Below are 24,913 nucleotides of genomic sequence, written 5' to 3' on the forward strand. Positions count from 1 at the left end.
TTCCCTCCTATTGCGTCGCCAATTCCATAATTCTTTCTTGTGTGGCTTCCTTCACACTCATCTCGCCTTTGATTGCCCCGTCTGCCATGACATACACTCGATCACTCATCCCTAACACTTCACCAAGCTCAGAGGAGATCATAATAATACTCATTCCTTCATTTATGAGCTGATTCATTATCGTATATATTTCAAATTTTGCCCCTACATCAATTCCTCGTGTCGGTTCATCTAGGATTAGAATCTCCGGACCAGTAAACAACCATTTTCCGAGTGACACTTTTTGTTGGTTTCCGCCGCTTAGCTCGGCCACCGATTGCTCCAGTGAATTCGCTTTAATTAATAACGAGTCTTTGTATTCTTTACCGACTTTTACTTCTTCGTTTAAATTAAGAATCCCTTTCGTTGCAATCCCTTTTAAATGTGCAACGGATATATTATTCTTAATATCTTGTAATAAAAATAGCCCGTCACCTTTTCGATCCTCTGTCACATAGGCAATGCCTTCCTTTATAGCATTATTCGTATGCTTTAATACTTTCGGCTCCCCTTTAATTTTCAGATTCCCTTGTAGCTTGTAGCCCTTCGGATTCCCAAAAATACTGAGAGCAAGCTCTGTGCGACCTGATCCCATCAGACCTGCAATGCCGATAATTTCACCTTTTTTTACATGTAAATTAACATCTTTCACAACATATCGCCCGAGCTTCACATCATACGCCGACCAATTGATTAGTTCGCATACAGTCTCCCCAATATACCTTTCTGGATGTTTCGGATATATATCTTCAATGTCACGTCCCACCATATGTTTGATAATCACATTTTCCGCAACTTCTCCTTTACTTGCATCAAGACTGCATATTGTTTTTCCGTCTCGCAAAACCGTTACTTTATCGGCAATGGAAATGACCTCCTTCAGTTTATGTGAAATCATGATGCAGCTAATTCCTTGCTTTTTCAGTTCCCTTAAAAGCTCTAAAAGATTTTCACTGTCATCCTCGTTTAGAGCAGCTGTTGGCTCATCTAATATTAGCAAGCGGACATCTTTGCTTAATGCTTTAGCAATTTCCACAAGCTGTTGTTTTCCGACACCTAATTCCTTGATCTTCGTTTCCGGCTTCACGTCTAGCTTTACTTTCTTCAGCATCTTTGCTGCTTGGACAATTGTTTGATTCCAATCAACGAAGAGACCTTTCTTCACCTCATTGCCAGCAAAGATATTTTCATAAACAGTCAGATCAGGAAATAGCGCAAGCTCTTGATAAATGATGCCAATACCTACCTTTACACTGTCATTAATCTCCTTGAACTGCTGAACCTCACCATCAAAAACGATATCGCCTCCATATGTGCCATATGGATAGACGCCACTCAAAACCTTCATTAGTGTTGATTTTCCTGCACCATTTTCACCAACTAAGCAATGGATCTCGCCTTTTTCTACTTTGAAATTCACATTCGAAAGGGCTTTGACTCCTGAGAACTCTTTAGATATGTCATTCATCTCTAAAATATATTTACCCACTCCGTCATCCCCCCGATAAAAATTCTAAACGCCTTTGCCTCATACGAACGGGTCAAACAGGCCCCAACTAAGATAATTAGCCAAAATTGGAAGGAAGAAATAGTGATACAAACGGCCATCACTATTCTCCCTTCCTATTTGATTTTTTTCTATAAACCCGTGAATTCACTTGCTTCATAGTATTTTGAGTCGATTAACTCTTTCTTCACATTGTCTTTATCCACCACGATGACATTCGTTTGCTTTGCCTTTACTTCTACGGAACCATTATTATAAGAGCCTGTTGTTTCTGGTGTTTTGCCATCTAGAATATCAATCGCCATCCCCATTGCATCTTTTACTAAAGTTCGTACATCCTTGAATACAGTCATTGATTGCTTTCCATCAATGATATATTGAATAGATGCCTTCTCAGCATCCTGACCTGTTACAATATAGCTTGTAATCTCACCATCGGAACCAAATACATCTGCGATTGCTCGAGAAGTGCCATCATTCGGGGCAAGAATGGCCACATTCCTTTTTAGATCGCTGCCCGTAGCTGTTAAGTGTGTTTGTGCTTTATTTTTTGCTTCGTTCGGATCCCAGTTCGTTGTAATTTGGCCAATAATTTTTCCTAGCTGATCCCTAGAAAGATCCCCTGAATTTTTTAACCCTTCCGCTTCACTGGAGTTTGCAATCTTAAAAGTACCATCAGCAATTTTCGGCTGAAGCACCTTCCATGCCCCTTCAAAGAATAGGAATGCATTATTATCTGAAGCCGCTCCTGCATACAGATAAAGCGGAACACCAGACCCTTGTGCACGATCCACTAAATATTGCGCTTGCGCTGCACCTACTGCTAAACTATCAAAGGTTACATAGTAATCCACTGCATCTGTTTCTGTTATTAAACGGTCATAGGCAATAACCGTCACGCCTTCTTTCTTTGCTGATTCTACTGCCGATGCAGCTGCTGCACCGTCGTGGGGAGTAATGATTAATACTTTAATGCCTTTATTTAATAATGCTTCTACATTTTCTTTTTCCTTGGCTGAAGATCCTTGACTGAATAGTATTTCAGTCGAATACTTTGAATCTACTAACGCGTCCTTAAAACGCTTCTCGTCTTGTACCCATCTTGGTTCATCCTTTGTTGGCAACACGATGCCTACATCGATTGAACCGCTGCCACCACTGCTACTACTGCTACATCCAACGACTAGTAGTCCAAAAACCAGCAAGATTGCCAAAAGTGCTAATCCCTTTAATTTCTTGCCCAACTCTCCCCACTCCTTTTAAAGTATTTACACTTTAATTATAAATTCTAAATATTCAGTCAAGGGAACGTTATCAATAGTAATCTTTTAACTTTTTCTGTACTTTTTTAGCTTATTTTCATAAAGTTTATTTTCTTACATATGTTGAGGCATTTTTTTACGTCTCGTTTTTGCTTATTAATCCATTCAAAAATTTTTTTCATGTTTAAGAAGGAGCTATTATGTAAATGAAAGAATAAGAATGTAAGTACAATTTTAAGGAGGCTTTTTTATATGTTTCATTCAATTGATGATTTTATTAATCTTTGGGGACATGAAGGTAACTCTACACAAAAGGTTTTGGATGCGTTAACTGATGAATCCTTGAATCAGCAAGTCACGGCAGATCATCGCACTTTAGGCAGACTCGCGTGGCATGTCGTAACATCCCTGGATGAAATGCTTTCACGGACTGGACTAAAATTCGAAGGTGCCAAGCACGATGGCCCAGTTCCTACTTCCGCTAAAGAAATTGCTGAGCAGTATCGGACATCAAATGAAAATATGGTTGCAGCAATTAAGGCACAATGGACAGATGACTCCCTTAAAGAAGTAGATGATATGTATGGGGAAAAATGGCCAAAAGGACTGACACTGTCTATTATAAATTCACATCAAATTCATCACAGAGGGCAAATGACTGTATTAATGCGTCAAGCAGGGCTGAGAGTTCCTGGTGTATACGGACCTTCGCTTGAAGAATGGGGCGAGCATGGGATGGAAGCACCAACTTTGTGATACATAATTAAGTTGCCGATGATCATTAGGCCAATACACAAAAGCGGTCTTCCCCACAAAAGGGCAAGACCGTTATTTGTTCATAATATTTCTTTTAAATTCTTTTTTCCTAGCTGATTACCGGCTTATAGATATGATTATGATAACAAATTCTCAAAAAGTTCGTTATTTGTTCGTTCTTATAATAATCCTAATGTGGTTTCGTAATCACTTTCATAAAAAGATTACTTTGTTAACAGGAATTTCAGTTGGGATTACATTCCTTCTGAATACAATAATTAAACGGTAATTTTTTAAACCTCGACCATTTTTAAGTCTTTGAGTGCATTTATTCCCCCCGTCCCCATCGAAAAAGAATTCTTCATTTCCAAGTAAACACACTGCTCTAGCATTTGCAGCAGCCACTTCTTTCATTTTTTACAAGCATTTCTTAGGTTGTATTATGTACCTTTAGCGTTCTTGGCAGGATTCTCTCGCATTTGGATGGGACAACATTATCCATCTGATATTGCAGATATTGCTTTATTATGAGGTTTTACTAGCGTAGTTGTTTACATTACTGAACGGATATGGAATCCATACATTGAAAGAGTTATTTACTCTTTCAATCGTTTCTATTCCACTAAAGAAATGAATAAGGAAACTTCACCACTTTCTTGATCGGTAATGCCTGTAACAAATACTATTTATTCCCCATGTAATGCTCAAGAAAACTAGCCATATTGGAATAAGAATAAATCTTATTTTTTATTTTTTTGAACGAATGTCCCTCGTCTTCCATACGAATATACACAACAGGATGATTTCGCACCTTTAGTTTATTCACAATCTGTTCGGATTCTTCAATCGGGACACGCGGGTCGTTTGCTCCATGGACAACCATAAGAGGAGAGGTGATATTATCAGCATAATACAAAGGATCGATTTGATCAAAAAAACCTCCGTCTTTCTCAATCGTTCCATATTCGGCCTCTCTAAGCTTCTTACGCCAAGGACTTGTTGTTTTTAGGTACGTTCGAAAGCTTGAAATTCCTGCGGTATCAATGGCAGCTGCCCACAAATTTGGATAGTGGCTAATAGCAGCAAGAGCCATAAATCCACCGTAGCTGCCTCCCATGACCGCAATTTTATTAGTATCTATGTTTTCATCTCCTTTAAGCCATTCCACTAAAAAAATAAGATCCTTCAAAGCGTCCATTCGTTTTCGAACATCATCTAGATGGGTGTACGTTTTTCCATAACCAGTACTTCCGCGAATATTTGGAGCGACTACCGCATATCCGACGTTTAAAAAATATTGCAAGAGAGGATTATAAACCGCACGACTTTGACTTTCCGGGCCACCGTGAATATATACGACAATAGGACGTTTCTGAGTGGCATCTTTTGGTTTATAGTAAAAAGCAGGTATTTGAAGGTTGTCAAAAGATCGAAAGGTTATTAGATCTGGCTCAATTAATTTTTGCTCCAGAATGGGGGTACGAGAGATGTAGGTAAGCCGTTTTGCTTGGACTGTTTTAAGGTCGAGCTCCCATATATCAGATGGATGGGCTGGGCCATTCAATACATAAGCGAGCTTTTGATTATCTGGTGAAAACTTTAGGTTGGTGATAACGCCCATTGGCGTTTCCCACGTATAAAGGGTACTCCGATCCAAGTCTAATAGATACCCTCTGGATATTCCCCCTTCGTTCATGGTAAAAGCTAATTTATTTTTTTCCTTATTCATTGCTAGTTCTTCAAAATCCCACTTTCCTCGCTCCAGCCATGTGAAATGTTTGGTAGATAAATGAATGAATGCGAGCCCAAAGAATTCCTGGTCTTTATTTGATAATAAATAGATATGATCGCCATCCTTATTAAAATGAACATCTTTAAAGCTTGCTTCGCCTAGATGTTCTGTTATCCAGTCTATAGCCCCTGTCAAAAGGGAAAGTGCGCCTAAATCATGATCAAGGGATGAATTTGATTTTTTCACCAATAATGAATGCCCGTCAGGAAACCATTTCACTACTGTTAACATTCCATCTTGGCCAAAAACGAAGCGAGATTCCCGTGTCTCAAGGTTTTGAATATAAATATCAAAAAAAGCTTGATTGCGGCGATTGCTAGACCAAGCAATCCATTTTCCATCAGGGGAGATTCCACCGAACAAATGAACATGCTCTGGAGAGTTTGTCAAGGCAATCGGATCACCATTCTCCTTTAATAAGTATAACTGTACTCTTTCATCTCCATTTGCATCCACCCCGATAATCATATCCGATGTACCTTCAATACGTTTTATAAAGGTGATTCCTTCCATTGTAAAAGATGTTTTTGCAGGCCGCCCATCTCCTTGCTGGATCTCCCATACCTGTTGTAAACCCATAAAATCAGAAATAAAACTAATCTTCTTTCCATCTGGTCCATATTCAGGATTTTTCGCCGTTTGGACAAACAAATAAGGATCTAGACTTTTTTCATCCATAACATTACCTCCATTCATTATTTTTGAAAAATCCTCTTAAAATGACGATCTCTTTAAATTTGCTACATTGGAAAAATTTAAAACAGCGACTTGATATCCAATTTTATTATATTTATCAGATTTAGAATCATGCTCTATTTAATTTGGCCAGGTTACGTTATTGAAGTACAGTCAATATTTCCATGTTGGATCATTTATGTGACCATTCTCCATTAAAGTTTGTATAAACTGTTTGATCATTTCGTTTAATATAACTGCAGCCTTTGTAGGAATCTGATGCTTTTCATTTTCGATAAATTTTAAATCATTACACGGTAATTTTTCGTGCAAAATGTTGGCATAATTAATAAATGTTTTATCTTTCTTACCATAGACCAATAAAAGGGGGAGATCTATTTTTTGGAGCTGACTGGTACAATTATAATGCAAGCTATACCGGTAATACTGTTCAATATTCCTTGCATCTCCTTTTAGTGCTTCTGTATATAATTTCTTAAAAGCCTCATTTGTATCAGAATTGCTCCATGAAATGGATAACGACAGAATAGGAAGTGTTTTAGCTTTCGCAAGTGTAATGGCTATTGAAATCATCTGCTTTAGTTTCCTATCATTTACTTCAGACATTCCGCTAATGACAATGCCTCCGAATGACCTGTCTGGGTAAGCCAGCAAATATTCCAACGCAATCGTGCCGCCGGTTGAATATCCGCAAATGAAAGCTTTCTTGACTCCCAGATAATCTAACAGCTGCCGGATGTCCTCAGCAATTGTCTGATAAGTGATTGCTTGATTTGAGTACGGGCTTCTTCCATGACCTCTTATATCAAAGGCAATAACTTTAAAGTTCCGAGATAATTCTTCCATTTGGTACATAAAATTTGCGCTTGTAAGTAAGGGCGGATGAATAAAAACAATAGGGATCCCCTCCCCCTTAACGGTATAATACATTCTTATATCATCCACATCTAACATAGGCATGGTTCTAATCACCTCAAATAAAATGATTTCCAAGTCTAAATTTGGCTTTCTATTTTAGACGGGTACTTTTAACGAAGCCTATCGTTAGTATGTATAATTACGACCTTTGCTATTTACTCACAATGTATTGTTAGCCGACACTGAAAAAATAGTGTCGGCTTTTTTAATTAAGGTCTACGCGAAGGCTACTTTTTGATGGATTTTTAGCGTTGAACTATTAATTAATTTATGCTTATTCCAATAGGGTTAGTTTTCTTTCATCACTAATTGTAGGATGACAACTTATCCAATTCAACCACCCGATGGCAAAGTCTTTGAATCAGCTTAGCTTCATGGCTAACAACGACGATCCCCATGTCTCTTTGTTTGGCAATTTCCATAACGGCATGCCAGATTTGGGCTTGTGTAATGGCATCTAGCATAGTTGTCATTTCATCAGCAACGAGGAAGCGAGTGTTTGGTCCCAATGCGCGAGCAACGCAAAATCGTTGCAGCTCTCCGCCAGATAACTCATTCGGCCAGCGACCTAACCATTCCTGTTTTATTCCTAATAAATCTAACAGTTCTTGATCAGGCTTCCATCCTTCAGTAAGCGTTTTTTCCATTTTCCAGCGCGGGTTTACTGCTTTTTCTGGATGCTGAAAGACTAGCTGAACAGGATGATAGCCGTTTTTCCGCAATGGTTTGCCATCAAATGTAATCGTCCCTTCAACAGGCTGTTCGAAACCAGATAAGATCCGGCAAAAAGTTGTTTTCCCGCGTCCGCTCGGTCCGGTAATCCCCATAATTTCACCTGGCTTTATGGTTAAATCGACACCTCGAAACAACCATGGTCCATTTTCATAACGAAATCCGATTCCATTTGCTTCAATTTGCATGGATACACCTCACCATTCCTTCCTTAAGCTCTCTCATATCTGGTTGTTTTTCATGGCATTCGGAAGTGGCAATTGGACAGCGAGGCGCGAACAAGCATCCCGTTGGCAATTCACTTGGATGGGGCTGTGAGCCTGGAATTGGAATAAAGTCATTTTGAGGAAGTGCTTTCCATAAAGCCTTCGTATAAGGATGTCTGAGCGCCTCCCCTTGACCGGTAAAGTTTTCGACAGGAGCAATCTCAACAGTCGTTCCTGCATAGAACACGGCAATTTTATCGGCAATTTGTAAGGCAGATTCAATATCATGAGTAATAAGCATCACCGCACAGCCGTTGTCGGCAAACTCTCGGAAATTACTTAACGCTTCTTTTATCACAACAGGATCCAGACCCGGAGTAGGCTCGTCAGCAATAATAACTTTTGCTTCGCTCACCATAGCAGTCGAGAGGAGCACTCTTCGCGCCATCCCTCCAGACAGTTGAAACGGATACATATTTTCAACTTCTCGTCTCAAATGATAACGCTCAAATACGCCTCGTTGGCGTGCAACTGCCTCCCCATTTTTGACAGCCGTACGGACTTGTTTCCCCACACGCATCAGCGGGTCTAGAAAGTTGACCGATTGCGGTACAATCGCAATTTCCTTCCCTCTTAATGCCTTTTGCCGTGCGAGAGTAAGGGGCTCTCCATCATATTTTATCGTACCAGTCGTATCTGCATTGCTCGGGAGAATTCCCAGTATGGCATGTGCAAGCAGACTTTTCCCCGATCCGCTCGCTCCTACAACCGCAAGAATTTCCCCCGCCTCTAAAGAGATGCTTAAACTTGAAATCACTTGACTATTCATCTGTTTAAGTCCAGCTGTATACTGCTTAAAAGAAATTGATAAATTCTCTACTTCTAGGATAGGCATTTCTCAACTCCTCAATTTTCTAATTTATTAATCATGGGCTCTAGAAGGATCAATAAGCATTCTAAAATTTTCTCCAATATGATCAAATGTCCTCACAATCAACAGCAAGCAAAGCCCAGGGAAAAAGGCAAGCCACCACATTCCTGAAGATAAGTATTTCATCGATTCCGATAGAATAATTCCAATCGCTGGTTCGTGAGGAGACATCCCTAAGCCTAAAAAAGTTACGGCTGCTTCATGTAAAATTACATGAGGAAACATGAGCATAAAACCAATTAAAGCTTGAGGCAAAATATGAGGCAAAATATGATGCATCGCGATCCACCATTGGGATTTTCCCATTTTCCGAGACACTTGTACAAATTCTGCGGAACGGACTTGCATCACTTCTGCCCGAATGACACGAGCTAAGCTTGGCCAATGGGTTAAGGCAAGACCAATGACAATTCCTTTAAATCCGCCCCCTAATGTAAAAGCAATCAGGATTAGGGTGACAAGATGCGGCACACTTAGAAAAAGATCAATGAGCCATGATACGATACGATCGGCCGCTTTTCCCATCGTTGCCGCGGCCATGCCTAGGAAAAGAGCAATGGACACACTGCCAATCGCTCCGATCAAGCCCACCCATATACTCAATGAAAGTCCCTTTACCGTTCGGGTAAACATATCTCTGCCTAACCAATCCGTCCCAAACAAATGGTTGAAAGATGGGGGCGAATTGCGATTTTGAAGATTAGTGGCCATTCTTCCTTCATCTAATAGAAAACTCCCTACAATCACAACAACTAAAAAAGCAATAGCAAATAAAATCGAAATCATCGTCCATTGCCTTCTATTAAGAGGGAATCGTTTATTCAGGCTATGAATCATATCGAACGCCCCTCTCTCATCCGCGGATCTAAAATGCGGTAAATCAAATCAGCCAATAGATTTCCGGCAAAAACAAATAGTGTACTAAATATAACTAATCCTAATAAAAGAGGAACATCCCCTCTCAGCCCAGCCTCGACTGTAGCCTGTCCTAAACCGGGATAAGAAAAGACTTGCTCAGCTAGCACGGCTCCGCCAAATAATTCACTAAAAGCAGCAAATTGTAAGGTAATCGCCGGCAAGGCCACATTCCGTAATCCATGCCGCCAAAATAGGATAAGCCCTTGTTCTCCTCTCGCTCTTGCGAATAAAACATAATCGCTGGCTAGAACATCAATTAGCTTCTGCCGCGTGTGTAATGCCACATTCGCAACCCCAACTACACTAAGCGTGAGGGCAGGAAGAATAAGATGCTTGATTTTATCCGCCATAGTAACATCAGCAGCCAGGACACCGGCGGGAACTCCCATTCCAATTGGAAACCACCTTAGCCATACAGCAAAGACAATAAGGATAAGAAGCCCCATCCAGAAAGTCGGAGTGGAGGCTAGTGTGAAACAGTACCATTTAATCATACGATCGATCCACGTACCTTTTTTCATGGCAGCGATCACGCCCATTATAAATCCAATGATTCCTGATAAAATCCAAGCGGAGATCATAAGAGCAAGGGAATTTAAGAAACGTTCACTAATAATGTCAGCCACCGGACGGCGAAACATCATCGAAGTACCTAGATCTCCTTTCAACAATGCCGATGCCCAATTAAAAAATTGTACGAGGACTGGCTGATCAAGGCCCCAATATTTAGCAATCATTTCTCGCTGCTCAGGACCTACCTTCAACATATCCGCGCCAATGTAAGCTTGTATCGGATCAATCGGAGAATTTTTTATTAAAAGAAAGGAGATAAAGCAAATGGCGATTAATAATGTCACCATTCTTAATCCTTTCAGCAATAGGAATTTCCCTAGATTTTTACCCACAGTTACTTACTCCATTTCCATTCGGCAATGTTATCAGTTGCTGGCCAGCCATGCCCATGAACATGGATTCTTTGATCTCCGATATCAAGTCCATCTTTCACTAAATACAAGTGATTGATATTTACTAACCACGCCCACGGAGCGTCACCTTTTGCACTTAAACCTGTTGTTCCATCCCATTGTGCCTTCTTCCAATACTCAATCGCCTCTTTTTCATTTGTAGCCCGAAGAGCCTTTTCAAAGTATTCATCGACTGTTTTATTTTGATAATAGCCAGTGTTGTAGAAGTCTACTCCTGCGAATTTACTGCTATATATATTGTACATTTCATGAGGGTCGTGGCTTCCCCAGCCTAGAAGAACAGCATTCGAATACATATTCTTTTCAATGACATCCCAGCTGCCGCCCTCTAATTTAATATGAATGCCTAGCGGTTTCATCATATCTGCAACCGAAATGGCAAGAGATTGTCTGATCGCATCATTTGCTACATAATAAAGAGTGAATTCCGCTTTTAAAGACCCTTTCTCAAGGATTCCGTCTCCGTCTTTATCCTTCCAGCCAGCTTCTTCTAAAAGCTTTCGTGCCCCTTCTATATCAGCAGCTTTAATGACCGTATCCGGGTTCCACCATGGAAGTCCATCTACTGAAGTATAGGCTGGCGTTCCGTGTCCTTCTAACACTCCATCCACAAGGGCTTGGCGATCTACCGCAATATTGATCGCATGTCGAATAGCTGGATCAGCTGTCACATCATTGCCAATTGGATAACCGTCTTTCGTAAATTCCCCAGATTTTACAAATGGGAAAACAATCCCTCGGTTATCTACTGTTTTAACAGATTCTAACCTCATTCCGGAAACTTTTTGATTGCTAAATGCAGCTGGTATGTAAGCAAGATCAACCTCACCCGCTTGAGCAGCAGCAAAAGATGCATCCTCGCTTAAAAATAAGAACGTAATCTTTTTAAAATATGGCTGCTTGTCATAGTATGCAGGATTAGCTTTTATAATGAGCTGTTGGCCTTTATCCCATTGAACGAGCTGAAATGGCCCCGAACCTACAGGATTTTCAGCATAGTCTGCTCCATATGCATGTTTTGGAACAATTCCCGTTCCGATTAACGTATTAACAAATGTGGATTGAGGCTCTTTTAATGTGAACTTTACTGTGTGATCATCTATTGCTTCCACTTTGTCCAATACATTCAGATCAACAACAGAACCATTTTTAGAAGCTGTTTCAAAAGTAAATACGACATCGTCAGCTGTTAATGGCTGACCGTCTGAGAATTTCACATCATCACGCATGTTTACTGTCCAAACAGTGCCTTCTTCGTTTACGTTATAATCTGTTGCCAAATCATTAACAATATTAAGCTTGTCATCTCTTTTTAGCAGTGTACTTTGGAATAGCGGTGAACCGTAGCGCCCCCAGCCTGATGTTGGATTGAATCCTGTTTCAGGCTCCGATCCAAAAGCGAGCACAAGCTCATCCTTTTTATTTTCGTTATTTTTACTCTCAGTACTTGATTCGTTCGGCTTCGATTGCGCGCAGCCTGCTAGCACAAATGATAAAATAAAAGTTGCTAAGACGATTATTCCAAACCATTTTTTCCTCAAATTATTCACCTCATCATTTAATCTCTTTCATTTAGTCCCGTCCTATAAATGCATAGATTTCTATTTTATAAATTTGACTTAAATATTTTCTATTGGTGCCACTGTAAACTTGCCATAATGAACACCCTTTAAACTAGTTAGTTTATGACTTAGCTGCTGGATGTCTTTTGCTTTTCCTTTTACGATGATAAGTTCAAGACAATTCGCATGGTCCAGATGAAAATGGGTAGTGGACATAATAATATCGTGCATATCATGCTGGGCCTTCGTCAGTTCTTCTAGTAAATTTCGTTTGTGATGGTCATAAAATAAAAGAATGCTTCCAGCCACAATCTGTTCATCCTTTTCCCACGAATGCTGAATAAGCGCATCGCGGACAAGATCGCGAATGGCTTCAGACCGATTCTCATACCCTTTTTGCTTAACTAAATGGTCAAACTTGCGCAGTAAATGCCCATCCATCGATATTCCGAACCTTTTTAATGTAGACTCTTCCATCATTTCCTCCTAATTTGATTCCTTTAAAATGCTAGTTTTTTAGTAACACGATTCTTAACATTAGTAACACGATAGCGACAACCAAAATGAAATATCTGCCTATTATAAACTTAACATTTATTTTAGTATCCTAACCTCGCTTATTCAACTTTTATGTTCAATTTTTCATTAATATTCGCCTGTGTATTCCAGTATCACAACTTGAAAGAAATGTAACACCGGTTTTAAGCAAAAAATAAATAGGGAGAAGTATCTTTACATCCTGCTCTGGTAAAAATGGTTACAAACAAAAGATTGGAAATTGGAGGATTTTCGCTTATGTATGATGTTGTCATTATCGGTGGAGGCCCATGCGGCTTAGCAACAGGTCTTGCTCTTCAAGAAAAAGGGATTAAATATGTCATTATTGAAAAGGAGGCGATTGTCAATTCCATCGTTAATTGTCCATTAGATATTCGCTTCTATAGTACTTCGGATCGGCTGGAAATTGGGAATATCCCATTCCTTTCTCAGGAAGTACGCCCCACTCGAAGTGAACTGCTCAAATATTATCGCCTTGTTACAGAGCGGCAAGCTCTTAATATTAAATGCTTTCAAAGAGTAGATCGCATTTCGAAAGACTCGGATTCTTTTACAGTACATACCGTTGACCGTACAGGAACTCATTTTTCCTATCAAGCAAGAATGATTGTGATTGCTACAGGAATTTTTGATCATCCGAAAAAGATCGGGATTGAAGGGGAAAAGTTATCGAAGGTTGCGCACTATTATAAAGAGGGTCATTCTTACCACGGACAAAATGTAACCGTAGTAGGTGGAAAAAACTCTGCTGTCGAAGCGGCGATTGATCTATATCGTAACGGGGCACATGTCACACTCGTCCATCGTGGAGATAATGTTTACAAAGGCATTAAGCCATCTTTGCTACTAGATATTCGAAACTTCATCGAAAAGGGAAAAATCAAATTTTACGCGAATTCAAGTGTGAAAGAGATCAACATGACAACCATTTGTCTTGAAACTCCTGAAGGATTAGTCACAATTCCAAATGATTATGCTTTTTCATTAATCGGATACCAACCAGATATCGGGATGCTTCAAAGCATCGGCATTCAGATCGATTCTTCCACGTTGGTCCCTGCCTTCAACTCAGAAACTTACGAAACGAACGTGCCTAACGTTTATTTAGCAGGAGTTGTAACTGGAGGCATTACAAATCGTGTTTACATTGAAGATGGAAGGTTTCACGGGTTGAAAATTGCGGAAGACATGAGACGGAGATTGAATGCGTAACAATGTAGAGAATAGACATGCTGAAAAAGTGTCTATTCTCGTTTTATTTATGGCTTAAAACTTCGATTGCTTTGCAAATTAGGAAGCACATTTTTCCTAGGTTCGACTCTGAATCGCCACTTTCAATCCGAGTCCGATATAGATGGCCCCTACGATCTTGCCGCTCCAACGGCCAAGCCACGCTATTCGCTTGACTTGCTGCATCACTGCACGTACGCTAAAGGCAATAATCGTTGTATAGATCACGCTTAACACCACTAAAATACAACCCAGAATTAGAAATTGAAAGATGGCCGATCCCTGCTCCGGATGTACAAATTGTGGCAAAAACGCTAGAAAGAATAGGGCTGTTTTTGGGTTTAAAACTTCAACTAAAATAGCCTGACGATAAGAATCTTTTGCTGACACCGGAGAAACCTTTGGCATTTGCGGATCTGCAGGCTTTTCCAAAATGGCGCGAATCCCCAGGTAAAGCAAATAGGCTGCCCCAGCAAACTTAATAAAATTGAAAGCTAATGCAGAGGTCATCAAAATGGCTGACAGTCCAACTGCTGCAAACAATGTATGAATTAAATCACCGGTCGCAATTCCAAGTCCCGTCATCACTCCTTCTTTACGCCCGCTTTGAACGGTACGAGTAACGACAAGAAGAACCGCTGGGCCTGGTATCAAAAATAGTCCAAGTACAATAACCAAGAACGCACTCAGTGTAGAAAGAGTAAACATTTTGCTTCCCCCATTTTTTATCTTTTAAATAGTAAGTTTATTTTATCATTTAATATATTCATTGTGAGCTAACCAAGAGTACATATTTTTTGGAGTAACACAGGAGTTGCCGGTATATCGTTTAAAATAATTGATAATGTAACAAAATGGAGGTAATTGTCTTATGGAGTTAACAAAACCATTTCCCGTTTTGGAAACAAAACGGTTATTTCTAAGAGAGGTTGTTCCGAGTGATGCAGCCAGTATATTGACTTACCTATCAGATCAAGAAGTTATGGAGTATTTTGGGATGGAGCCCTTTCAAAGTGAACAGGATGCCCTGGAAGAGATCCAATGGTATAATGAGATTTTTTCAAATAAGACAGGAATACGCTGGGGGATCACGATAAAAGGAAATGATGCAGTGATTGGGAGCTGTGGCTTTCATGACCTCTCTAAAAAGCATGTCCGAGGAGAGATTGGTGCTGAACTTTCAAAGGATTACTGGAGAAAAGGGATCATGACCGAGGCATTATCGGCAATTATCCCTTATGGATTCAATCATTTTAATTTAATGAGAATACAAGCCTTAATTGAACCACCCAATACTGCTTCTATTAGATTATTTGAGAGGATCGGATTCTCGCGTGAGGGGCTTCTAAGAAAATATGAATATACTTGTGGTAAATTCGATGATTTATATATGTATTCCTTGTTAAAGACAGATTAATATGAATGGATGTCAAAAGGGAGTCCATGCCGCTTTTCTGCACGATTAAAGGGAGAGCCGCTTGGCAGCTCCCTCATAGATAATAGCTCATGATAATTAATTCTCCTTTCTTTCCCATTTTCCGAACTCCTTCATCTATAAAGCCACGCTTTTGGTAAAGTGATTTAGCTGCTAAATTTTGTACGTTCACAGCTAAGACAATCTCGTTGATAGCAGGAAACTCTGTCCGAACAAATTCAGGCAATAACATTAATGCCCTCTTTGCATATCCTCTCCCTTGATGGTGATAGCTTGTTGAAAATGCTCTTAACAAGATGGCTTTACAATTTCCAGAATATGGTTTTACCCCTTCGTTTTCGTGAAGAACAAAGAAAGTCACAAATTCGTTGTTTTCAAACGCCAATATCGAATGTCTGTCTGAATCTTCTTCTGATAGCTCTATGCAATCTAATGGCTTACCTGTAAACTGAAGCTGCTCATTAGATAATACATACTTTTCAATTTCACTTTTAAAACGTTCATCATACTCAAAAAATTCCATCGTTTCCTCCCGAAACTATCCTTTATTCCATATTTGACACTTGAAATAGAATCAGAAAATAAAAACTATTACTAAGTATAGCATCCTGAAATTAAAAAGAATAACCGGGAGAAAATCGACCAGTCTTATTTTGACATAGTTAAAAGAATATCGTTATTCAAGATCACTTCAACTTATCCAATTCACGTTTTTCTTTCAATAGTCTTTGAAATTCCATTTCTAGTTCTTCTGACGGTTCAATACTTAAGCGACTTAGTACTTCCGATATTTTCGTTTCAAGTATGAGCCGTTCGTCTTCATTGGCAACCCTAGTTTTTTGCGGATCAGATTGTAAATATTGTTGATACGTTCCTTCAAACAATTCAATTTCCTCATGGCGAATCGCCAAAATTCTTGTAGCGAGATTTTTGATAAATTGCCGATCATGGGAAACAAAGAGAATTGTCCCTTCGTACTCTTTCAGAAGAGATTCCAATGCTTCTACAGCTTCCGTATCTAGATAGTTCGTCGGTTCATCTAAAATCAGCGTATTGATATCGCTTAAAAACAACTTAGCAAGCGCTACTTTTACTCGCTCGCCCCCGCTCAAATCCCCTACAAGCTTATACACATCCTCTCGAAAGAAACGCATCCTTGCAAGCACTGTTCGAATGAGTGTTTCATTCTGCTTTGAAGTGGACTGGACATTCCCCAAAATTGATTTTTCAGCATCTAAAATATTTAAATTTTGGCTAAAGTAGCCCACTTTTACAGAGGGTGAAAGAGTAATCCCTTTATCTTCGTTAACCAGCATTTTAACAAGAGTTGTTTTTCCGCTTCCATTTGAGCCGATAATCGCTAATTTATCGCCGCCGCGGACAAAAAAGCTCGCTTTATTCCATAAAATTCGTTTTCCAATAACTCCTGATACATCTTCAACTCGCATAATAATCCGATCTTTAATCACTTCTCCATGCGGTAAATTCATTTTGAGCTGCGGGAGCTCTTTCACTTTTTCTACTTTTTCAAGCTTTTCTAGTCTCGTTTCAATCGCTTTTGCAGTTTTTTGCAGTTTCTTTTCTTTTTTGGCAAAGTAGGGCTTAGCTCCTGTAATACTTGCTTCTGACTTGCTTACCTTTTTCGGGACCTTTGTCGCTTTTTCAGCCTTTTTCTCTTTTAGTTGTAGAGCTTCTTCTAACTGTTTTTTCTTTTTTTCATATTTTTCAAAGGCTAATTTCTCTTGTTGCTGTTCTAATTCTTTTTGCGTAATATAGTCGCTGTAATTTCCGCGGTATTCTTTTATTCTTCCTTCATTAATTTCCCAGATCTTTGTGCAGAGAGCATCCAAAAATGCCCGATCATGCGAAACAACAACACACGCACCGCTCCATTGAAGCAGCTTTTTTTCGACCCATTCAATATGATCCGTATCCAAATTTGTTGTTGGTTCGTCTGCGAATAAGAGCTCCGGGTTATTAAGGAAGGCTTCATTTATATATTGCTGTGTGACTTCCCCGCCACTTTTGACCGTATCTGATCGTTTTAACTGCGGGATCATCTTACATGAAGAATAATGAAGGACGGTTCCTTCCTCGGGAGTTATTTTTCCAGCTAAAATTTTCATTAAAGTCGTCTTCCCACATCCATTTCTGCCGACCAATCCAATTCGATCGTTTTGCTGAATCTGTAATTGTTCAACATCAATTAATAAACGATCCTGTACGTAGTATTTGATATGTTGAGCTTCTAATAAAAACATATGAACATCTCCTTAAAAACAAATTCTGGAGACATAAAAAGCCTCCTACTTCATTCAGAATAGGAGGCATGGAAAGATATAGGTGCACGACAAAAAGAGCAGGCAAAGCCGTTACTCCTTTACAGTTCAACTATAGAAATCCAATCCTATTCTGAAAAACGACAATTAAAGGCAACACAAATAAGCACTTGTTGCGTTAAAAAAATTCCCTTCAATTGTTTGCTTTCGAAAATAGGATTAGAACTTCATTGAGTTGGGTCACCCTTCCGGTTTGTAAGTTAATTCCACTCTAAACGGTACATTAAAAATTGTCAACTGATATCTGCTCGAACAATACAGCTCATTAATGCTGGCAGCTTTTGCAGAAACCGGGTATCAGATAGAGCTACTGATTACCGTGCTGGGCATGGGAGATATAGCAGTGAAAAAACTTTTATTAAACCCTCTACATAAAAACACCCCTTCATTGTTAGTTCATCCTAACAATGAAGGGGTGTTTTATAACAAGAGTATTGGTTTATCAGAAATACCCTTTTAGTGATTACGTCTTCCTTATTCCGATGGCATTTCGTTAAAGAACGCTACATCCTCAATAGGAAGACGTGTTGTTGGATGTCCGGGTTTCCCTGCTTTTCCAATCGCAATCAGCATAACTGGCACATACTTTTCGGAAACTTCGAACGCTTCAACGAACTTCGCTTTATCGTATCCACCCATCGGAACAGTGTCGTATCCTTTAGCTCGGGCAACCAGCATGAGCTGCATCGAAATGAGACCACCATCTGTATAGACAATTTGGCGAGCCACTTCAGGCGGCAAGCTTGAGTACATCCCGACCGTACGCTCGATAAATGACTTAGCCGTATCCTCCGGCATGAAGCCTGCATCAACAGCTTGAGTATAAATCTTTTCAGATTTCTTATAGCTTTCCACATCGCCAAGCACAGCAATAACTGCTGAAGCCTCGACTACCTGCTGTTGGTTAAACGCGATCGGCAGAAGTCTTTCCTTCAGCTCTGGCTTATCGATGACTAGAAAACGCCATGGCTGTAGATTCGAAGACGATGGAGCCAACGTTGCTAGCTCCAATATTTCTGTCATTTCTTCGCGTGAAATTTGCACTGTTGGATCATACGTACGAACAGAACGGCGTTCCTTAATGACGTCGAGGAACATTTGCTGTTCGGTTACATAGGTAGTTTGTGACATAATAATTCCTCCTAGTAATGATCGATTACTTCATCCCAACTATGAACATTTCGAGAAAAAGTCTTATATAGCAAGGGTCTTTAACCCTATTTAAGAGAAATGTGATAAAAAATCTTTCTATCACTATTGTTTGCATCTTACCCAGTTACATTACCTCAAAGTAAAATGTATTGTCAAAAATAATAAGCCCGGAGAACGTGAGCCTTTTCCCTAATTGGGAAATGGGGACGTGTACCTTGTCCCGCAGCTGTCAGAGCACTCTTCATACTTTTCATGAGATTGGAGCAAGATAACAGGGTGTGGCGGTAATTATTTCCCCTTGAAAGGTAAAATCGGATATAGGAGATGATTCAATGCTTGATCAACAAACGATAGAAATTATTAAATCAACCGTTCCAGTATTAGAAAAGCATGGGGAAAGTATTACAACTCGCTTCTATGAATTACTCTTTAGCAATCATCCCGAACTATTGAATATTTTCAATCATGCTAATCAAAAACAAGGACGTCAACAAACGGCATTAGCCAATGCGGTTTATGCGGCTGCAGCAAATATTGATAAATTAGAAGCGATTATTCCCGTCGTTAAACAAATCGGACATAAACATAGAGGATTGGGGGTTCAGCCTGAGCATTACCCAATTGTTGGCGAAACATTGCTACGGGCCATTCAAGATGTCCTTGGTGATGCAGCGACCGATAAAATTATAGATGCATGGGCAAAAGCATACAATGTAATTGCACAGGCATTTATCGATGTTGAACAAGGCATGTATCAAGAAGCAAAAGAGCAAAGCGGCGGTTGGGAAGGGTTTAGGAACTTCATCGTTGACAAGAAAGTGACTGAAAGCGATGTCATCACGTCATTTTATTTACTACCAGAAGATGGTGGGAGTATCGCTACTTTTAAGCCTGGGCAATATATTACGTTAAAAGTGCAGCCTGAAAGTGAAAAGAATACTCAACTGCGACAATACAGTTTATCGGATGCGCCAGGTAAGAATTATTATCGGATTTCTGTAAAACGCGAAGATGAATGCAAAAATATGCCACCGGGGATTGTATCAAATTATCTTCAACAAACCGTCCAAGCTGGAGATATTCTCCAAGTTTCCGCACCTGCAGGGGACTTTGTCCTTGATACATCAACAGAGAGCCCTGTTGTTCTCATTAGCGGAGGGGTGGGCTTAACCCCGATGATGTGCATGCTGAACACCCTTATGGAGCAGAATTCCAAACGTGAGGTCTTCTTTATTCACGCGGCTAGAAACGGCAAAGTACATGCCCTTAAGGAGCATGTCAAACAGCTCGCAAATGAACACTCAAATATGAAAAGCTATGTTTGCTATGCGGAACCAACGAACGAAGACCGAACTGAGAAAAGCTTTGATAAAGAGGGATTTATCGATTTAGAATGGCTGAAATCAATTGTACCAAGCAACCATGCAGACTTTTATTTCTGTGGGCCTACCCCTTTTATGAAAACCGTTTACCGTATATTAAAGGATTTTGGCGTAGCACCTGAACATATTCGTTACGAATTCTTTGGCCCTGCTGGATCATTAGAAGAATCATCCATCGCTTAAAAACCAACAATTAAGTGTAAAAGCTAAGAGTTATTATCCTCTTAGCTTTTATTGTTTGTATTTATAGTGAGGTAAGAACAAGATCCTTATCTCTTAACTTAATTATCATAGGCATTTAATGCGTTCACACTATGTGCAAGTGCTGAACCTGCTTTCAATGCTGTAGCGACAAAAATCGCTTCAGCCAGCTCTTCTAATGTAACTCCTAATTTTTTCGCACCCTTTGTATGGATTTCAATGCAATAGGCACATCCGGTAACATGGGCAACAGCAACCGCAATTAACTCTTTATCTTTTCTGCTTATTAATCCAGGTTTCATTGCTTCCATATCAAATTTATTAAAAGCACTAAACGCTTCCGGATTTAATTCTTTAAACTCCTTAAATCGTGATATATTAGCTCTTTGATAAAGATCTTCCTGATCAGATTCATCAAAAGCATTTAAAGCATTCAATCCATGAGCGATCGCAGAACCCGCTTTTAATGCCGTTGCGACCATAATGGCTTCCGCAACTTCCTCCTTTGAGGCTTCTAAACTTCTCGCATTCGACACATGAATATCAATACAATACGGACAACCAGTGACGTGAGCAACTGCTACCGCAATTAATTCCTTCACTTTCTTCGTAATTGCTCCATCAGCCAGTGCCTGTTTATCAAATTCGATAAAGGCTTTAAATGTATCCGGAGCAAGCTTCCCTAACTCTGGTAATCGACGAATATAAGATTTTTGGTATAAACTTTCGTTTGACATCTTTTAACACCCTCTTTAATTAAATTTTATTTACCAATTAATAATTGCACAATCATTTGATTATATCAAATATTTAGACAGTATTAATTAAATTAAAGATTAGCCGCATCTTTCAATAGATCTTCAGTTACACTAAATTGCTTTTTAGTATGGTACTTACAATAAAACTTGGTTTTCGGATTTTTGTAGAACCATGCACTTTTAATGGCTAAATCTTTCTTCCATTCACTGTACGAAGACTTCACTCACTGCTGAATGAACCTTGTATTTCCAGATCCAAAAGCTGTGTCTTCATTTCCAATCCGCCTCGATAGCCGGTTAACGATCCATTCTTTCCCACTACACGATGACATGGTACAGTAATTAATACCGGATTAGCTCCAATCGCCGCCCCTACAGCACGAACTGCGGATGGATTATTAATAGAATTTGCAATGTCGGAATAGGATTTAGTCTGTCCGTACGGAATCTCACAAAGTGCGTTCCAGACTGCAAGCTGAAACGCTGTCCCATTGTAATCAAATGGTACAGTAAAAGTTTTCCGTTTTCCTTCTAGGTACTCGGTGATTTCAACTGCATACGGTTCAAGCTCTACACTGTCTTCAACAAGAGGACTTCCCGGAAAGCGTTTCTCAGACCATTCGAACAATTCCTCAAATGGTTTATTCTGTGAGCCAACAAAGCATAGCCCTTTCGTTGTTGAAGCAAGATAAAAATTCCAATCCTTATTCTTTAGTAAGGACCAATAAATAGTTGGTTTATTCTTTAATTCCATTTTATTTTTCCTCCGATTTATCCGTATAACGATGATTCTTCCGAAATTGTTCTGGTGTATGTCCGGTTATCTTTTTAAAAAAAGTAATAAAATAAGGCGTGTTTGGCATACCTACACATATAGATATATCCGCAATTGCTTTATTTGTTTGAAGCAAATATTCTTTAGCCGCGTTGATCCTAACGTGTTGTATATACTCACCTGGCGTGATGCCCTTCATCTTTTTAAACGTACGATGTAAGTGATAGGGACTCCCATGACTCATCTCTGCTAACGTTCCTAGCGTTAACTTTTCCGTGAAATTTTTATCAATGTACTCAGTGATAAGAACCACCCACTCACTATCAGGCAATCTCTCATTGGTAGGTTTGCAACGTTTACAAGGACGATAATTTGCATGGAGGGCTTGTTCTGCGTTCTGAAAAATGCGTACATTTTCTTTTTTGGGAACACGAGATTTGCATGACGGTTTACAAAAAATCCCTGTTGTTTTTACAGCATAGAAAAATCGATCATTGTACGATGCATCATTGTTAATAATCGCTTGCCACTTTTCATTTGTCATCATTTCTACATCATTTAACATTCCATGATCATAGCACTCTTGAAATCCATTATTGGTCCTGTCCGTCATATCCCTCACCTCTCCTTACAATATATCCTCTATATATTCAGAATGCACGGTTCTAAAAATGAAAAAGCAAGATATTGAAATTTATTTAGATCCGTATAGTCTTTATCTAGTTGATTTTAAAAATAAGACTTTCAGAATGTAATAGCAAGATAACAAAATCCGTCAAGATGATTTTGTGATATAGTGAAACTTCATTCATTGAGGATTCCTTCTAATTTTTTGAAAAAAGTATCAGAAATTGTAATTAGGATAAGGAGAATGATACAGTGACATGCCATGAAGTCAATGATGAAATTATGATTCCATTACCTAAAGAGTTTGATATGAATGCAAACCTGGGGTATCTGACAAGAGAAAAGAATGAATGCATGTATGAAATCGAGAACGGTATCATTAGAAGAGTCATAGTCATCGAAGAAATTTGCTTCTTAGTACAGCTAACCGTAATCGATAATAAACAAATGATTATTCAGTTCTTAAGTGACTCTAGACCTACTGAAAAGTGGCAACGGGAAGAGATTGTTAAATATATTCGTGAATGGTTTGATCTTGATAACGATTTAACCCCATTTTATGAAATGGCGAAAGCTGATCCATTACTTACAATGCCTGCAAAAAAATTCTTTGGATTACGAGTCATTGGAATTCCCGATTTATTTGAAGCTTTATGTTGGGGAGTTTTAGGGCAACAAATTAACTTAGCGTTCGCGTACTCATTAAAGAAACAATTTGTAGAAAAATTCGGCGATTCTATTGAATGGAACGGGAAAAAATATTGGGTTTTCCCATCCTTTGAACGGATTGCGATGTTAACGCCTGCCGACCTGGCGGATATTAAAATGACTGTAAAAAAAAGTGAATACATCATTGGGATTGCGAAGTTAATGGCAAGTGGAGAATTATCGAAGGGAAAATTAATGAAAATGAACTTTAAAGAGGCTGAGAAAAGTTTAATGAAGATACGCGGCATCGGCCCATGGACTGCGAATTATGTTCTAATGCGCTGCCTTAGGTTCCCAACGGCTTTTCCAATCGATGACGTAGGCCTTATTAATTCGATAAAAACAGTAAAGAATATGGACCGAAAGCCTACCAAAGATGAAATTTTAGAATTATCTACTCTATGGAAGAACTGGGAATCATACGCTACCTTTTATTTATGGCGTGTTCTTTACTAAAATCATGAAAATTATGGGAATTAGCCTTTTGCTTCCAATATAGTGTCTTGGAATTTTAAAGAAAATTTCGCCCACGTATAAAGAAGAACCGGGAGAAAGCCGCCCGGTCCTATTTTAACTTACTTATTATAATGGAGCTCTTCAAGATCACTCCAGCCTTCTTGATGAGGAACGACTATCTCTTGTGTAAAAGTCATCTCGCACCCATTTTCAACTGGATTAATTACGACAGTAATTCCGTCCTCAGTATCACTAAACTGAGGCATTCTAAAGGTGAAAACTATTCGATTTGGCCGGTCAATTTCTATGTACTCACCGATAGCTCTATAATCCTTTCCACCTCGCTGATCAATTATTTCCCAAATACCGCCAACTTGTGGTTCATTCTTTGCATCCTTATTGGTTGTTTCCATCGTAAAAAGCCATTTTCCAAACAATTCTGGATTGATCCAAGCATCAAATACTTTTTTCGCCTTTGAATCAAAATGTCGCTTCATCGTTAAGATTGTTGTGGATAATATAAAAAATGACTAAGCGCCGTGAACGCTTAGTCAGGATAGAACTACATGCAGGCACCCGCTCCAAGAACTATCATTCAAGTACGAGTTGCTTATTTAGAAGAAACGTCTCCTAAATGGGAAAAACCGTCTTGGGAAAAACCGCCTTCTTCTAAAACCATCACGAAAAAATACTCTTCGATTAAATCCAAAAAATGGCATTTGTTTTATCCTCCTTTCATTCAGAAGTATCTGTACTGAGGATCATATGGGTACGACGTTGGATATAGCAGTAGGAGATTTGTATATATTTTATTAGACCAGAGTGAATTGGACATTTAATGAAAGATGTTACTTGTTCAGCGGTAGTAATAACATATGCCCTTAAAAGAAAACTGTATGGACAAGAGCGGATTAATAATAAATTAAGCAGGTGCCTACTATAAAAGACATAAGTATCCGAGCGTACATATTAGAACAGTGCCTAGTT

23 protein-coding genes are annotated in these 24,913 nt (G+C 39.2%); 5 read left to right on the forward strand and 18 right to left on the reverse strand.

Annotation, left to right across the window (positions count from 1 at the left end):
* Nucleotides 1-7: 7 nt before the first annotated feature.
* Both F7731_RS17530 and F7731_RS17535 read right to left on the reverse strand, forming a co-directional pair.
* Nucleotides 8-1,528: a sugar ABC transporter ATP-binding protein gene (locus F7731_RS17530; RefSeq protein WP_151536103.1), complete on the reverse strand. Its 1,521-nt coding sequence runs from the start codon at nucleotides 1,526-1,528 to the stop codon at nucleotides 8-10.
* 149 nt (nucleotides 1,529-1,677) lie between these two features.
* On the reverse strand, nucleotides 1,678-2,748 hold the full coding sequence (locus F7731_RS17535; protein WP_425482020.1) for a sugar ABC transporter substrate-binding protein: 1,071 nt from the start codon (nucleotides 2,746-2,748) through the stop codon (nucleotides 1,678-1,680).
* A 312-nt stretch (nucleotides 2,749-3,060) separates the two neighbouring features.
* Here F7731_RS17535 and F7731_RS17540 point away from each other — a divergent pair, with 312 nt between their 5' ends.
* A complete protein-coding gene (locus F7731_RS17540) occupies nucleotides 3,061-3,564 on the forward strand; it encodes a DinB family protein (RefSeq protein WP_151536105.1) in 504 nt (167 codons plus the stop codon).
* A 682-nt stretch (nucleotides 3,565-4,246) separates the two neighbouring features.
* Here F7731_RS17540 and F7731_RS17550 read toward each other — a convergent pair.
* The 8 genes from F7731_RS17550 to nikR all read right to left on the reverse strand — a co-directional run bounded on the left by F7731_RS17550 (nucleotide 4,247) and on the right by nikR (nucleotide 12,782).
* Nucleotides 4,247-6,034, reverse strand: a complete 1,788-nt coding sequence (locus F7731_RS17550) for a S9 family peptidase (protein WP_151536107.1) — start codon at nucleotides 6,032-6,034, stop codon at nucleotides 4,247-4,249.
* 171 nt (nucleotides 6,035-6,205) lie between these two features.
* Nucleotides 6,206-7,012, reverse strand: a complete 807-nt coding sequence (locus F7731_RS17555; RefSeq protein ID WP_151536108.1) for an alpha/beta fold hydrolase — start codon at nucleotides 7,010-7,012, stop codon at nucleotides 6,206-6,208.
* Nucleotides 7,013-7,275: 263 nt separating this feature from the next.
* On the reverse strand, nucleotides 7,276-7,890 hold the full coding sequence (locus F7731_RS17560) for an ABC transporter ATP-binding protein (protein WP_151536109.1): 615 nt from the start codon (nucleotides 7,888-7,890) through the stop codon (nucleotides 7,276-7,278).
* Nucleotides 7,880-8,803, reverse strand: coding sequence for an ABC transporter ATP-binding protein (locus F7731_RS17565; protein WP_151536110.1), 924 nt, complete (start codon nucleotides 8,801-8,803; stop codon nucleotides 7,880-7,882). The genes F7731_RS17560 and F7731_RS17565 overlap by 11 nt, the downstream gene beginning before the upstream one ends.
* A gap of 27 nt (nucleotides 8,804-8,830) precedes the next feature.
* Nucleotides 8,831-9,676, reverse strand: a complete 846-nt coding sequence (locus tag F7731_RS17570) for an ABC transporter permease (protein ID WP_151536111.1) — start codon at nucleotides 9,674-9,676, stop codon at nucleotides 8,831-8,833.
* Nucleotides 9,673-10,617: an ABC transporter permease gene (locus tag F7731_RS17575; RefSeq protein ID WP_151536183.1), complete on the reverse strand. Its 945-nt coding sequence runs from the start codon at nucleotides 10,615-10,617 to the stop codon at nucleotides 9,673-9,675. Before F7731_RS17575 ends, F7731_RS17570 begins: the two co-directional genes overlap by 4 nt.
* 47 nt (nucleotides 10,618-10,664) lie before the next feature.
* A complete protein-coding gene (locus F7731_RS17580; RefSeq protein ID WP_151536112.1) occupies nucleotides 10,665-12,284 on the reverse strand; it encodes an ABC transporter substrate-binding protein in 1,620 nt (539 codons plus the stop codon).
* Nucleotides 12,285-12,362: 78 nt separating this feature from the next.
* Nucleotides 12,363-12,782, reverse strand: a complete 420-nt coding sequence (gene nikR / locus F7731_RS17585; RefSeq protein WP_151536113.1) for a nickel-responsive transcriptional regulator NikR — start codon at nucleotides 12,780-12,782, stop codon at nucleotides 12,363-12,365.
* Between the two features lie 318 nt (nucleotides 12,783-13,100).
* Here nikR and F7731_RS17590 point away from each other — a divergent pair, with 318 nt between their 5' ends.
* Nucleotides 13,101-14,075 (forward strand): YpdA family putative bacillithiol disulfide reductase, encoded by a 975-nt coding sequence (locus tag F7731_RS17590; RefSeq protein ID WP_170289740.1) that lies wholly within the window; start codon nucleotides 13,101-13,103, stop codon nucleotides 14,073-14,075.
* Nucleotides 14,076-14,171: 96 nt separating this feature from the next.
* Here F7731_RS17590 and F7731_RS17595 read toward each other — a convergent pair whose 3' ends face one another.
* Complete coding sequence (locus tag F7731_RS17595) at nucleotides 14,172-14,801, reverse strand: LysE family translocator (protein WP_151536115.1); 630 nt, start codon at nucleotides 14,799-14,801, stop codon at nucleotides 14,172-14,174.
* Nucleotides 14,802-14,964: 163 nt separating this feature from the next.
* Between F7731_RS17595 and F7731_RS17600 the strand changes: the two genes are divergently transcribed.
* On the forward strand, nucleotides 14,965-15,510 hold the full coding sequence (locus F7731_RS17600) for a GNAT family N-acetyltransferase (RefSeq protein ID WP_151536116.1): 546 nt from the start codon (nucleotides 14,965-14,967) through the stop codon (nucleotides 15,508-15,510).
* A 73-nt stretch (nucleotides 15,511-15,583) separates the two neighbouring features.
* Here the strand turns inward: F7731_RS17600 and F7731_RS17605 are convergent, their stop codons facing one another.
* The 3 genes from F7731_RS17605 to F7731_RS17615 all read right to left on the reverse strand — a co-directional run bounded on the left by F7731_RS17605 (nucleotide 15,584) and on the right by F7731_RS17615 (nucleotide 18,998).
* Nucleotides 15,584-16,051, reverse strand: coding sequence for a GNAT family N-acetyltransferase (locus tag F7731_RS17605; RefSeq protein WP_151536117.1), 468 nt, complete (start codon nucleotides 16,049-16,051; stop codon nucleotides 15,584-15,586).
* Between the two features lie 163 nt (nucleotides 16,052-16,214).
* Entirely contained in the window at nucleotides 16,215-17,789 is a 1,575-nt protein-coding gene (locus F7731_RS17610; protein ID WP_151536118.1) for a Vga family ABC-F type ribosomal protection protein, read from the reverse strand.
* A gap of 552 nt (nucleotides 17,790-18,341) precedes the next feature.
* Nucleotides 18,342-18,998, reverse strand: a complete 657-nt coding sequence (locus F7731_RS17615; protein WP_212031211.1) for a nitroreductase family protein — start codon at nucleotides 18,996-18,998, stop codon at nucleotides 18,342-18,344.
* A gap of 353 nt (nucleotides 18,999-19,351) precedes the next feature.
* Between F7731_RS17615 and hmpA the strand changes: the two genes are divergently transcribed.
* Entirely contained in the window at nucleotides 19,352-20,584 is a 1,233-nt protein-coding gene (gene hmpA, locus F7731_RS17620; protein ID WP_151536120.1) for an NO-inducible flavohemoprotein, read from the forward strand.
* Nucleotides 20,585-20,682: 98 nt separating this feature from the next.
* Here hmpA and F7731_RS17625 read toward each other — a convergent pair whose 3' ends face one another.
* The 3 genes from F7731_RS17625 to F7731_RS17635 all read right to left on the reverse strand — a co-directional run bounded on the left by F7731_RS17625 (nucleotide 20,683) and on the right by F7731_RS17635 (nucleotide 22,748).
* On the reverse strand, nucleotides 20,683-21,339 hold the full coding sequence (locus tag F7731_RS17625) for a carboxymuconolactone decarboxylase family protein (protein WP_151536121.1): 657 nt from the start codon (nucleotides 21,337-21,339) through the stop codon (nucleotides 20,683-20,685).
* 241 nt (nucleotides 21,340-21,580) lie between these two features.
* Entirely contained in the window at nucleotides 21,581-22,114 is a 534-nt protein-coding gene (adaB, locus tag F7731_RS17630) for a methylated-DNA--[protein]-cysteine S-methyltransferase (RefSeq protein ID WP_151536122.1), read from the reverse strand.
* Between the two features lies 1 nt (nucleotide 22,115).
* On the reverse strand, nucleotides 22,116-22,748 hold the full coding sequence (locus F7731_RS17635; protein WP_151536123.1) for a bifunctional transcriptional activator/DNA repair enzyme AdaA: 633 nt from the start codon (nucleotides 22,746-22,748) through the stop codon (nucleotides 22,116-22,118).
* Between the two features lie 266 nt (nucleotides 22,749-23,014).
* Here F7731_RS17635 and F7731_RS17640 point away from each other — a divergent pair, with 266 nt between their 5' ends.
* Nucleotides 23,015-23,926: a DNA-3-methyladenine glycosylase family protein gene (locus F7731_RS17640; protein WP_151536124.1), complete on the forward strand. Its 912-nt coding sequence runs from the start codon at nucleotides 23,015-23,017 to the stop codon at nucleotides 23,924-23,926.
* 119 nt (nucleotides 23,927-24,045) lie between these two features.
* Here F7731_RS17640 and F7731_RS17645 read toward each other — a convergent pair whose 3' ends face one another.
* Nucleotides 24,046-24,423, reverse strand: a complete 378-nt coding sequence (locus tag F7731_RS17645) for an SRPBCC family protein (protein WP_151536125.1) — start codon at nucleotides 24,421-24,423, stop codon at nucleotides 24,046-24,048.
* Nucleotides 24,424-24,913: the final 490 nt, after the last annotated feature.

The sequence above is a fragment of the Cytobacillus depressus genome (assembly GCF_008923245.1).
Classification (GTDB): Bacteria; Bacillota; Bacilli; order Bacillales; family Cytobacillaceae; genus Cytobacillus; species Cytobacillus depressus.

What these genes read in the sequence shown, in the direction of transcription:
- F7731_RS17540 (WP_151536105.1), top strand. Translation starts at nt 3,061, where the DNA reads ATGTTTCATTCAATTGATGATTTTATTAATCTTTGGGGACATGAAGGT.
- F7731_RS17550 (WP_151536107.1), bottom strand. Translation starts at nt 6,034, where the DNA reads ATGGATGAAAAAAGTCTAGATCCTTATTTGTTTGTCCAAACGGCGAAA.
- F7731_RS17555 (WP_151536108.1), bottom strand. Translation starts at nt 7,012, where the DNA reads ATGCCTATGTTAGATGTGGATGATATAAGAATGTATTATACCGTTAAG.
- F7731_RS17560 (WP_151536109.1), bottom strand. Translation starts at nt 7,890, where the DNA reads ATGCAAATTGAAGCAAATGGAATCGGATTTCGTTATGAAAATGGACCA.
- F7731_RS17565 (WP_151536110.1), bottom strand. Translation starts at nt 8,803, where the DNA reads ATGCCTATCCTAGAAGTAGAGAATTTATCAATTTCTTTTAAGCAGTAT.
- F7731_RS17570 (WP_151536111.1), bottom strand. Translation starts at nt 9,676, where the DNA reads ATGATTCATAGCCTGAATAAACGATTCCCTCTTAATAGAAGGCAATGG.
- F7731_RS17575 (WP_151536183.1), bottom strand. Translation starts at nt 10,617, where the DNA reads ATGGTGACATTATTAATCGCCATTTGCTTTATCTCCTTTCTTTTAATA.
- nikR (WP_151536113.1), bottom strand. Translation starts at nt 12,782, where the DNA reads ATGGAAGAGTCTACATTAAAAAGGTTCGGAATATCGATGGATGGGCAT.
- F7731_RS17590 (WP_170289740.1), top strand. Translation starts at nt 13,101, where the DNA reads ATGTATGATGTTGTCATTATCGGTGGAGGCCCATGCGGCTTAGCAACA.
- F7731_RS17595 (WP_151536115.1), bottom strand. Translation starts at nt 14,801, where the DNA reads ATGTTTACTCTTTCTACACTGAGTGCGTTCTTGGTTATTGTACTTGGA.
- F7731_RS17600 (WP_151536116.1), top strand. Translation starts at nt 14,965, where the DNA reads ATGGAGTTAACAAAACCATTTCCCGTTTTGGAAACAAAACGGTTATTT.
- F7731_RS17605 (WP_151536117.1), bottom strand. Translation starts at nt 16,051, where the DNA reads ATGGAATTTTTTGAGTATGATGAACGTTTTAAAAGTGAAATTGAAAAG.
- F7731_RS17610 (WP_151536118.1), bottom strand. Translation starts at nt 17,789, where the DNA reads ATGTTTTTATTAGAAGCTCAACATATCAAATACTACGTACAGGATCGT.
- F7731_RS17615 (WP_212031211.1), bottom strand. Translation starts at nt 18,998, where the DNA reads ATGTCACAAACTACCTATGTAACCGAACAGCAAATGTTCCTCGACGTC.
- hmpA (WP_151536120.1), top strand. Translation starts at nt 19,352, where the DNA reads ATGCTTGATCAACAAACGATAGAAATTATTAAATCAACCGTTCCAGTA.
- F7731_RS17625 (WP_151536121.1), bottom strand. Translation starts at nt 21,339, where the DNA reads ATGTCAAACGAAAGTTTATACCAAAAATCTTATATTCGTCGATTACCA.
- adaB (WP_151536122.1), bottom strand. Translation starts at nt 22,114, where the DNA reads ATGGAATTAAAGAATAAACCAACTATTTATTGGTCCTTACTAAAGAAT.
- F7731_RS17635 (WP_151536123.1), bottom strand. Translation starts at nt 22,748, where the DNA reads ATGACGGACAGGACCAATAATGGATTTCAAGAGTGCTATGATCATGGA.
- F7731_RS17645 (WP_151536125.1), bottom strand. Translation starts at nt 24,423, where the DNA reads ATGAAGCGACATTTTGATTCAAAGGCGAAAAAAGTATTTGATGCTTGG.